The following is an 11,227-nucleotide window of genomic DNA, read 5'->3' on the forward strand; positions in this document are numbered from 1 at the left end:
AAAGGGAGGAAACTCCCTTTTTTTGTACTTTCAGAAGTGTAAATTGACTGTCTGGAGAATTGCGTATGACAGCTGTTAAATAGTCAATTGTTTGTTTTATACCGCATGCCAAATAAGCATGTTTTCATGCAGTCTCATTTCAATTGAATCTTATGTTAGAATACCTATGATGATGTTTTTTGGAGTGAACTACATATGAAAAAATTTGCATTAGTAACCGGTGCGAGCGGCGGGATTGGTCAAGCAGTCTGCCGGGAGCTTGCCCGAAATGGCTATTCATTGTATTTGCATTATAATCAGAACGCTGCGCCAATTGAAAGCTTATTGCAGGAATTTGCTGCATACGGCGGGGAATATATCCCCATTCAAGCGGATCTTTCTGAAAGCGGAGGCTATAAAAAAATTGCTGCAGACATTTTCTCCCTTGATGAAATTGTTATTACGAGCGGAACTGCGCATTATGGGCTGTTTACAGATATTACAGCTCAGGATGCTGAGAACATGATGTATGTGCATGCAACTGCACCGATGCTATTAACAAAAGAACTTTTGCCTAAGCTTATTACGAAGGGCTCAGGAAGCATTACAATTATTTCTTCGATATGGGGTCAGACAGGCAGTGCTTGTGAAGTTCTTTATTCGGCTGCTAAGGGTGCACAAATAGCTTTTGTGAAAGCGCTGAGCAAGGAGCTGGCTTTAAGCGGGGTCCGTGTAAATACAGTTGCGCCAGGAGCTATTTCAACAAATATGATGTCTGGTTTTTCTGAAGAAGATATAGCAGACATCCAAGAAGATATTCCAATGGGAAGACTTGGGACTGCCCAGAATATAGCAGATGCGGTGCAATTTTTACTATCTGAAAAAGCATCCTATATAACTGGACAAGTGATTGCTGTCAACGGCGGCTGGTATACATAAGACCACCTTGTCAAAAAGTTGTCATTTTATCCGTTATTCCTTATTGTACTTGATGAATATTTTCTCTCCTCTGAATGCAAAATAGTATTGTATTACCATTAAGGAGGGATTTGACATGTCAGTACTTGATAATTGGCAACAATGGAAGGACTTCCTTGCTGATCGTCTTCATCAAGGTGAGCATCAAGGAATGGGCAAAGATACAATAAATAACGTTGCTTTCGAAATCGGTGACTATCTGGCTAAGCAAGTTGAACCTAAAAATGACCAGGAACGCATCTTAGCGGATCTATGGTCTGTGGCTGATCAACAGGAACAACATGCGATTGCCAACATGATGGTTAAGCTTGTTGAAAACAACGGCACAAAGTAATGCATTGCTGAAAAAAAGAGAGGGCATCCTCTCTTTTTTCTTTTATATGTCTTCCGGCAGAAAACCTACAACTATTAATAATCCTTTTATCATTAGCGTTTTTCCTTTCATCTTTATTGGAAATCATATATTATAGAAGCTAGATGAAATAGAGGCATAAAAAGGATCTATTAAAAATCTTATTATTTCAGATGCTTGGCTAGTTTTAGGAGGTTTTTTCTGTGGAAAAGAAAGAATGGTACCTCGAATATGAAATTGTGATAAACAGGCCGGGTCTGCTCGGGGATATTTCCTCGCTCTTGGGGATGCTGTCCATAAATATTGTGACAATTAATGGGGTAGATGAAGGACGAAGAGGGCTGCTAATTTTAGCAGAGGATGACGAGCAAATCGTCAGGCTTGAGTCAATTTTACATACAATGGATACAATAAAAGTAATTAAAATTCGGGAGCCAAAGCTGCGTGATCGCCTTGCGGTTCGTCACGGGCGATACATACAGAGAGATGCTGATGATAAAAAGACGTTCCGCTTTGAAAGAAAGGAACTTGGTCTTTTGGTTGACTTTATGGCAGAATTGTTTAAGCAGGAGGGGCATAAACTGATTGGTATTCGGGGCATGCCGCGTGTTGGAAAAACAGAGTCAATTGTTGCGTCAAGTGTTTGTGCGAATAAACGCTGGCTATTTGTTTCTTCCACCCTTTTAAAGCAAACGATTCGCAATCAGCTGATTGATGATGAGTATAATGCAGATAATTTATTCATCATCGATGGAATAGTCTCAACACGCCGTGCCAATGAGCGTCATTGGCAGCTGGTCAGAGAAATTATGAGGCTTCCATCTATTAAAGTGATTGAGCATCCGGATATTTTTGTGCAAAATACAGAATATACCCTTAATGACTTTGATTATATTATTGAACTGCGTCATGAGCCAAACGAAGAAATTAAATATGATGTAGTGGACAAAAACAGTATGTTCTCTGAATCTGCTTTTGGAGACTTTGATTTTTAGTACGTTGGAAGGTGTTTAAAATGACAGAACTAGGCAATCGATTGAAAGAAGCCCGTCTCGCAAAGGGCATGAGTCTTGATGACCTGCAGACGGCAACCAAGATTCAAAAAAGATATTTAGTTGGCATTGAAGAAGGCAATTATAGTGTCATGCCGGGTAAATTTTATGTTCGAGCATTTATTAAACAGTATGCAGAGGTTGTTGGCCTGCATCCTGAAGAGCTCTTTGAGGAATTTAAAAGTGATATCCCAACTGCTATGAATGAGGATATCCCAGAAAAACTATCAAGAGTTCAGACAAGGAAAGATATTTCAGGAGGCACTTCAAAGTTTTTTGAAATCCTTCCGAAGGTGTTAATCGCCGTATTTGTAGTCGGTGTATTTGCCGTTGTTTATTATTTCTATGAACAGTTTTCCGGAAATAATGCAACAGATCCTGCTGAACCTGAGAATACTCCAAGTGTAAATGTGGAGAATAACCTGCCTGAGGATACCAATGAAAATAATGGTTCAGGCGAAAATGAAGCCGAAGATGGCACTGGGGAAGATGCAGAGCAAGAAGAACCGGTTGAAGAACCGGTTGAAGAACCAGAACCTCCTGCCCAAGAAGTAACGGTTGCAGAAACGAATGGCCAATATACAACATACGAGTTGAAAAATACGGACAAGTTCGAACTGAAGCTTGTTTCCACAGGTGAAACTTGGGTGAATATCAAAAACGGCAAAGATTATTCCTTCTTTCAGGGAATGCTGGTAGCTGGAGATGAAGCAAACTCAACGAAAACCGTCGATCTGACAAAAGAAGAGGCAGCTGTGCTCGTTATTGGAAACTCTTCTAACACAGAAATATACATTAATGATGAGAAAATTGAGTATGCTGTCTCACCAAGTGATTTTGTGCGGCAGGATATTACCATCCGCAACAGTGCGGATACTGAATAGTCATCAATCTGATGGCTATTTTCTCATGCTTTAAAATGGTGAAGTTATTACTACTGGAGGTTTAAGATGAATCTGCCTAATAAAATTACGATATCTAGAATACTGTTAATTCCTTTGTTTTTAATTATTATGGTTTACGATTTTTCATGGGGTGAAATTTCGCTCCTAGGCGTTGATCATTTGCCTGTTACGCATTTAGTTGGTGCACTGCTTTTTATCATCGCATCTACGACAGACTGGATTGATGGCTATATAGCCAGAAAATACAACTTAGTCACCAATCTTGGAAAGTTTTTAGATCCGCTAGCAGATAAACTGCTTGTTTCGGCAGCGTTAATTGTATTGGTTGAGCTGCACCTTGCTCCGTCATGGATTGTGATTATTATTATAAGCCGTGAATTTGCTGTGACAGGACTTCGTCTTATTTTAGCTGGCGGCGGTGAGGTTGTTGCTGCAAACATGCTCGGCAAAATAAAGACATGGGCTCAAATTATTGCTGTTTCAGCATTGCTTCTGCATAATATTATCTTTGAAATGTTTTCGATTCCATTCGATATGATTGCCCTTTGGATTGCCTTAATTTTCACAGTGTGGTCAGGGTGGGATTATTTCGCAAAAAATAAACAGGCATTTGTTAACTCAAAATAAAAGGCAACCGGGGGGAACGGCATGAACGCAGAAATTATTGCGGTTGGATCCGAGCTTTTGCTCGGTCAGATTGTGAATACTAACGCACGGTTTATTTCCAGACAGCTGGCAGACATTGGGGTTAATGTGTATTTTCACACCGCTGTCGGAGACAATCCAGATCGACTGAAGTCAGCGATTGAAATAGCTGAAAACAGAGCTGATCTTATTATTTTTACAGGCGGACTCGGACCTACAAAGGATGATTTAACAAAGGAAACCATTGCCCGTCACCTGAATACAGTTCTGCAAATGGATGATGATGCACTTACGTCGATCGAACAGTATTTTAATAGAACCGGACGTCCAATGACAGAGAATAACAAAAAGCAAGCCCTCATCTTAAAGGGTTCAGAAGTGCTGCCAAATGAGCATGGCATGGCACCGGGAATGATTTATAAAAAAGATGAGTGCTTCTATATGCTGCTTCCAGGGCCTCCAAAGGAAATGGAGCCGATGTTTCTTAAATTTGCTTACCCGTCTCTGCGCTCAAAACTTGGATCTTACGAGGTCATTGCTTCAAGGGTTTTACGCTTTTTCGGCATTGGAGAGGCTATGCTGGAAACTGAAATTGAAGATCTGATTGATGGCCAAAGCAACCCGACCATTGCCCCGCTTGCCGGAGATGGAGAAGTTACACTAAGGATTACAGCAAAACATGCCGACCTGCAAGTAGCACACCAGCTAATTGATGAAACAGAAGAGAAAATCAGAAAACGGGTTGGCGAATTTATCTACGGTTATGACGACAGTTCACTTATGGAAGAGCTGATCAAGCTCCTAAAAGAAAAGGAATTGACCATTGCCGCAGCCGAAAGTTTAACAGGAGGCATGTTTCAGCAGGAGTTCACATCGATCCCTGGTGCTGGCAGCCTGTTAAAAGGCGGAATTGTCTGCTATACAAACGAAGTGAAAGCTAATATTTTACAAGTAAAAGAAGAAACGATTCAAACGTGTGGTGTTGTAAGCAGTGAGTGTGCGCTTGAGATGGCTGAAAATGCAGCAAAGCTGATGAATGCAGATGTCGGCATTAGTTTTACTGGCGTTGCCGGACCAGATGAATTAGAAGGACACCCTGTTGGCACAGTCTATATTGGTCTCTATCAAAAAGGGAAAAAGACCAGAGTGGAAAAGTTAAACTTAGGCGGCTCAAGAGCAGCCAATCGCATAAGAAGCATAAAATATGGCTGTCACTTTTTGCTGAGCTATATTCAGGAGTAATAAGGAGAGAGGAGTGCAAATTTGCATTCCTTTTCTTTTTAATAAACCGGTATTATAGTAGAAACTGCTGCTGTAATGCTTAAATTCAGATAAAAGCAGCTTCTAGCTTTTTTAATCCTTATTATGATAGAAAAACGGCATTCTTCAGCTCGAAAATATGATTTCTGCCTGTAAGACTGGAAATAAAAAAAACGAATGAATGTTCGACTTTTTGCTGTACAAACGGATAAAAAACGTTTATAGTAGAGATAGATTCGAGATGAGATAAATGAACAGTTTCGTTCATTCATATAAAAGGAGGAATTTTGAGTGAGTGATCGTCAGGCAGCACTTGAAATGGCATTAAAGCAAATAGAAAAGCAATTTGGTAAAGGTTCAATTATGAAACTGGGCGAACAGGCAGATCAAAAAGTATCTGCTGTCCCAAGCGGATCCTTGGCGCTTGATGCTGCTCTTGGAATAGGCGGATATCCGCGCGGAAGAATTATTGAAACATACGGCCCTGAAAGCTCAGGTAAAACAACTGTTGCACTTCATGCTATCGCAGAGGTTCAGGCACAAGGCGGACAGGCTGCATTTATTGATGCTGAGCATGCGCTTGATCCGGTATATGCTCAAAAGCTGGGTGTAAACATTGATGAACTGCTATTATCTCAGCCTGATACAGGTGAACAGGCACTTGAGATTGCTGAAGCTCTTGTCCGAAGCGGTGCAGTAGATATTCTAGTAATTGACTCGGTTGCGGCTCTTGTACCAAAAGCTGAGATTGAAGGGGAAATGGGTGACTCCCACGTTGGTTTACAGGCTCGCTTAATGTCCCAGGCACTTCGTAAGCTTTCTGGTGCTATTAATAAATCCAAAACGATTGCTATCTTTATTAACCAGATTCGTGAAAAAGTCGGTGTTATGTTCGGTAACCCTGAAACAACTCCAGGTGGACGTGCTTTAAAGTTCTATTCTACTATTCGTCTGGAAGTGCGCCGTGCTGAAACATTAAAACAAGGCAATGAAATGGTCGGTAACAAGACTAAAATTAAAGTAGTTAAGAATAAAGTTGCTCCTCCATTCCGTGTAGCTGAAGTGGATATCATGTACGGTGAGGGGATTTCTAAAGAAGGAGAAATCATTGATCTTGGCTCTGAAGTTGATATTGTTCAAAAGAGCGGATCATGGTATTCCTACAACGAGGAACGTTTAGGCCAAGGCCGTGAGAACGCGAAGCAGTTCTTAAAAGAAAACCCTGAAATTCGCAAGCAAATTCAGCAGCAAATTCGCGAACACTACGGTTTAGATGCTGAATACACAGTGACAGAGGAAAAAGAACAAGAAGAGTTCGACTTAATTTAAGACGCTAAAGAAGTGGACAAGGTCGATTCGACATTGTCCGCTTTTTCATTTGCTTGAGCTTTTTTATTCCTATTATAAAAGCAATGAACACGATCAAAATTTTTAGGCTAGAAGTGACCCAAAAGGCTGCAGAAAAGTCTATATTTTACTGAAACACGAACAAAGTTTTCAAAAACTGCGAAAATACTTAAATTATCATTCTGTCAAGGACCAGCAGCACTTGACAATAAATTTTCACAGCTTTACAATTAAAATTGTATATTTTACATTTTTTATAAAGTATGAAAAGCGTTTAGAAGCCGCAGTGCTGTACATTTAACTTAACATTATGTACAAGCATCACTTTTAGAAACGTAACAAAAAGTTCATAGCAAGAGGAGGTGAAATGATGGAACCAGTAACAATCATCTCCATTTTGCTTGGCCTAATACTCGGTGCTTTTGTTGGCTATTTTGTTCGTAAATCTATTTCTGAAGCAAAGATCGCAGGTGCTAAAGACGCAGCTGAGCAGATTTTAGAAGACGCTAAGCGTGAAGCTGAAGCGACCAAAAAGGAAGCCCTGCTTGAAGCCAAGGATGATATTCACAAGCTTCGTACAGAGGCTGAACGTGAAGTTCGTGATCGCAGAAATGAACTGCAAAAACAAGAAAATCGTTTACTGCAAAAAGAAGAGAATCTTGACCGTAAGGATGAAACGTTAGATAAACGTGAAGTACAATTAGAAAAGAGGGACGATTCTCTTAGCAAAAGACAACAGCATATAGAAGAGATGGAAAGCAAAGTGGACAAGATGGTACAAGCGCAGCAAACAGAGCTAGAACGCATCTCTGGGTTAACTCGCGAAGAAGCGAAGTCCATCATTTTAGAGCGAACAGAGCAGGAAGTGTCTCACGAAGTCGCTATAATGGTAAAAGAGAGCGAGATTAGAGCAAAAGAAGACGCTGACAAGAAAGCGAAAGAAATTTTGTCACTAGCTATCCAAAGATGTGCAGCTGACCATGTTGCCGAAACAACTGTATCGGTTGTTAATCTGCCAAACGATGAGATGAAGGGCCGAATTATCGGACGTGAAGGACGAAATATCCGCACACTTGAAACATTAACTGGTATTGATTTAATCATTGATGATACACCAGAAGCGGTTATTCTTTCCGGATTTGATCCGATACGCCGTGAGACTGCAAGACTTGCGTTAGACAAGCTTGTACAGGATGGCCGAATTCACCCAGCACGCATCGAAGAAATGGTAGACAAGGCACGCCGTGAAGTAGATGAACATATCCGCGAGATCGGTGAACAAACCACGTTTGAAGTTGGTGTACATGGACTGCATCCAGATTTAATCAAAATCCTTGGACGCTTGAAATTCCGTACAAGCTACGGTCAAAATGTTCTAAAGCATTCAATGGAAGTTGCACAGCTTTCTGGCATGTTAGCAGCAGAGCTTGGGCAGGATGAAACACTGGCACGCCGTGCTGGCTTGCTTCATGATATCGGTAAAGCGATTGACCATGAAGTAGAGGGAAGCCACGTTGAAATCGGTGTTGAGCTTGCTACAAAATATAAAGAACATCCAGTCGTCATCAATAGTATCGCGTCTCACCATGGTGACACAGAACCAACTTCCATCATTGCTGTTCTTGTCGCAGCAGCAGATGCCCTATCAGCTGCACGCCCAGGAGCAAGACGTGAAACACTTGAAAACTATATCCGTCGCCTTGAGAAGCTCGAGGAAATTTCTGAGTCTTATGATGGGGTTGAGAAATCATTTGCCATTCAGGCTGGCCGCGAAATTCGCATAATGGTTAAACCTGAGCAAATAGATGATCTAGAAGCACATAGACTGGCTCGAGATATCCGCAAGAAGATTGAGGAAGAACTGGATTATCCAGGACATATTAAAGTAACAGTGATCCGTGAAACGAGAGCTGTTGAATATGCAAAATAAGCGATGCGTATGCATCGCTTTTTTTGTGCTTACATATAAATGCAAAAGCACCTGAGATTTTAGCTTTAGTATATTCTTTGCAGCGATTTAATATGTTGATTTCTAAACTAATAAAAAGATAGTGAGATGAAATGCATAAAAGCAGGGAGAAGTGTGCTAAACTTAAAGAGCAAGTACATATTAAGAAGGTGTAAAAATGAGAATTTTGTTTGTAGGAGATGTGGTAGGCTCGTTAGGAAGAGATATGATCAGCGAGTATGTACCCAAATTAAAGGAAAAATATCGTCCCCAGCTGACGATTATCAATGGAGAAAATGCTGCAAGCGGCAGAGGCATCACAGAGAAAATCTATCGGAGCTTTTTAGAAACCGGCGCACAAGCAGTTACGCTTGGCAATCATACATGGGACAATAAAGAAATTTTTGAGTTCATAGATAAAGCCAAATATTTAGTAAGGCCAGCTAATTTTCCAGATAACAACCCGGGACAGGGCATGGTGTTTTTAAAATACAATAATGAGGAAATAGCGGTGATTAGTCTTCAAGGCAGAACTTTTATGGCTGCAAATAATTGCCCATTTGAGAAAGCAGATGAGCTGATTGCAATTGCGAAAGAGAGGACCTCAATTATTTTCGTTGATTTTCACGCGGAGGCAACAAGTGAAAAGCAGGCAATGGGCTGGTATTTGGATGGAAGAGTCTCAGCAGTTGTTGGTACTCATACCCATGTGCAAACAGCAGACTGCCGAATTCTGCCTGAAGGAACTGCCTTTATGGCGGATGTAGGCATGACTGGTCCATATGACGCTGTTTTGGGAATGGAAAAAGACGCAGTTCTTAAACGATTCCTTACCGGACTGCCAGTAAGGTTTGAAGTGCCTAAAACAGGACGCTCGCAGCTTAGTGCGGTAATAATCGACTTAGATCAAAAAACAGGTAAAGCGAAAAAAATACAGCCAATCCTTATTAATGATGATCACCCATTTTATTCATAAGCAAAAATCCGTACCTATGAAGGTGCGGTTTTTTTATGGATCCGAATATAGCATTTTCCTTCTTACCTATTTAATCTTCTGCAATCCTTCTAAAAACCAATACTTTTTTTCAATTTTTAGTCCAAGCCGGAATATGTGTTTTCATAAATGAATATAGTAGCAATGGAATGGTTTATATACCTGATGTGTCTTTAAGGGGGCATACAGAGGGGAAAAAATGAGGAGGAGCTAGGAATGGAAATATTAAAAGTTTCAGCAAAATCTAATCCCAATTCTGTAGCTGGTGCGCTTGCTGGAGTGCTGCGTGAAAGAGGAGCAGCAGAAATTCAGGCAATTGGTGCGGGTGCATTGAATCAAGCGGTTAAAGCAGTAGCGATTGCACGCGGATTTGTAGCACCTAGCGGAGTGGATTTAATTTGCATCCCTGCATTTACAGATATTCTCATTGAAGGAGAAGAAAGAACAGCGATCAAACTGATCGTCGAACCGAGATAAAGAAAACTTCATATGGATGTGGCCTGTTTGCCTAACGCAAGCAGGCTTTTTTGACACAAGGGAAGAAAAGAGTTATATAAAACAGACGTTGTTTCCTATTAAAATAGAAGGATTAAATCAACTGTTTGTGAAATAAACAAACTTAAAGGAGAGGGCTATACACATATGACTATATTTGATGCTCACTGTGATGTTCTTTGTAAAATGCTAATGAATCCAAAAATTAATTTTCAAAATGATGCCAGTCTGCAAGTTAACATGCATGAGCTTAAACACTCACCCATTAAAGTGCAATGCTTTGCGATTTATGTCCCTGAAGCAGTACATCCAGAATTGAAATTTATTGCTGCACTGCGAATGATTGAAATGTTTTATGAACGCATTATTCACGATAATCCTCATATGAAACTAGTCAAAAGCAAAGCGGATATTCAAAAGCTAAAAGAAGGTGAAGTCGGTGCACTTCTTACACTCGAAGGCTGTGATGCTATATGCAAAGACATCGTGAAATTACAAACCTTGCTTAGACTTGGTGTCACAAGTGTTGGTTTAACTTGGAATTACAGAAACTGTGCTGCTGATGGAGTATTAGAGGAGAATGCAGGCGGGCTGTCACAGTTTGGCAGACAAGTCCTTGCTGTACTAAATGAAAGAAACGTTTGGTGTGATGTTTCACATTTAGCGGAAAAGGGATTTTGGGATGTCATGGAATATGGACAGTTTCCGGTTGCCTCTCACTCGAATTGTTATGCTCTTTGTCAGCATCCGCGAAACTTAAAGGATGATCAAATCAAGGCGCTCATTCAAAAGGATAGTGTGATTGGGCTTACCTTTGTTGCTGATTTCCTGTCAGGGGCGACAACCGCCACCATCGATGATCTTCTCCGCCATCTTGATTATATATGTTCACTTGGAGGAGAACACCATGTAGGCTTTGGTTCAGACTTTGATGGAACAGAACATATTGTGACTGGTATTGAGCGGGCATCCAAGTACGATTATCTTATCAATGTATTGAGCAAATACTATTCACAAACACAACTAGAACAGTTTTTGTTTCAAAATTTCGTTAGCCGCATGCCGATTTAAGATAAATAATGTGAGAATGATAGAAACCGTCCCGAAAATTCAATTTTAGTTTATTCGCAGAAAATACAGAAAATATACTAATATTCTTTTAGAAAATAAGAGAAAATCAGCTGTTATTTGCATAGAAAGTCTTGCTTTTTTATAAGCTTAAGACTAGAATTGAAAGCGTTTAGTACAGTCTGTGCCGCTAATTTTCATCTG

At 40.4% G+C, this 11,227-nt stretch carries 11 protein-coding genes; all 11 read left to right on the forward strand.

From position 1 onward, the window contains the following. Positions 1-195: 195 nt before the first annotated feature. Entirely contained in the window at positions 196-918 is a 723-nt protein-coding gene (gene ymfI, locus J1899_RS10020) for an elongation factor P 5-aminopentanone reductase (RefSeq protein WP_066446421.1), read from the forward strand. A 115-nt stretch (positions 919-1,033) separates the two neighbouring features. After that, entirely contained in the window at positions 1,034-1,291 is a 258-nt protein-coding gene (locus tag J1899_RS10025; RefSeq protein WP_214478544.1) for a DUF3243 domain-containing protein, read from the forward strand. A gap of 221 nt (positions 1,292-1,512) precedes the next feature. Further along, positions 1,513-2,304: a DUF3388 domain-containing protein gene (locus tag J1899_RS10030; RefSeq protein WP_066446417.1), complete on the forward strand. Its 792-nt coding sequence runs from the start codon at positions 1,513-1,515 to the stop codon at positions 2,302-2,304. A gap of 20 nt (positions 2,305-2,324) precedes the next feature. Continuing rightward, on the forward strand, positions 2,325-3,245 hold the full coding sequence (locus J1899_RS10035) for a helix-turn-helix domain-containing protein (RefSeq protein ID WP_214478545.1): 921 nt from the start codon (positions 2,325-2,327) through the stop codon (positions 3,243-3,245). Positions 3,246-3,311: 66 nt separating this feature from the next. After that, positions 3,312-3,893 carry a CDP-diacylglycerol--glycerol-3-phosphate 3-phosphatidyltransferase gene (gene pgsA, locus J1899_RS10040; protein ID WP_066446413.1) on the forward strand — a complete coding sequence of 194 codons (582 nt, stop codon included), beginning with the start codon at positions 3,312-3,314 and terminating at the stop codon, positions 3,891-3,893. A 21-nt stretch (positions 3,894-3,914) separates the two neighbouring features. Next, a complete protein-coding gene (locus J1899_RS10045) occupies positions 3,915-5,153 on the forward strand; it encodes a competence/damage-inducible protein A (protein ID WP_066446411.1) in 1,239 nt (412 codons plus the stop codon). 309 nt (positions 5,154-5,462) lie between these two features. Continuing rightward, positions 5,463-6,500, forward strand: coding sequence for a recombinase RecA (gene recA, locus J1899_RS10050; RefSeq protein WP_066446409.1), 1,038 nt, complete (start codon positions 5,463-5,465; stop codon positions 6,498-6,500). A gap of 388 nt (positions 6,501-6,888) precedes the next feature. After that, positions 6,889-8,448 carry a ribonuclease Y gene (rny, locus tag J1899_RS10055; RefSeq protein ID WP_066446406.1) on the forward strand — a complete coding sequence of 520 codons (1,560 nt, stop codon included), beginning with the start codon at positions 6,889-6,891 and terminating at the stop codon, positions 8,446-8,448. Between the two features lie 196 nt (positions 8,449-8,644). Continuing rightward, positions 8,645-9,442 (forward strand): TIGR00282 family metallophosphoesterase, encoded by a 798-nt coding sequence (locus J1899_RS10060; RefSeq protein ID WP_066446404.1) that lies wholly within the window; start codon positions 8,645-8,647, stop codon positions 9,440-9,442. 234 nt (positions 9,443-9,676) lie between these two features. Next, on the forward strand, positions 9,677-9,937 hold the full coding sequence (gene spoVS, locus J1899_RS10065; RefSeq protein WP_066446403.1) for a stage V sporulation protein SpoVS: 261 nt from the start codon (positions 9,677-9,679) through the stop codon (positions 9,935-9,937). Between the two features lie 165 nt (positions 9,938-10,102). Then, positions 10,103-11,026: a dipeptidase gene (locus J1899_RS10070; protein ID WP_214478546.1), complete on the forward strand. Its 924-nt coding sequence runs from the start codon at positions 10,103-10,105 to the stop codon at positions 11,024-11,026. The last annotated feature ends 201 nt before the right edge of the window (positions 11,027-11,227 follow it).

It is taken from the genome of Cytobacillus gottheilii, from assembly GCF_018582665.1.
Taxonomy (GTDB): domain Bacteria; phylum Bacillota; class Bacilli; order Bacillales; family Cytobacillaceae; genus Cytobacillus; species Cytobacillus gottheilii.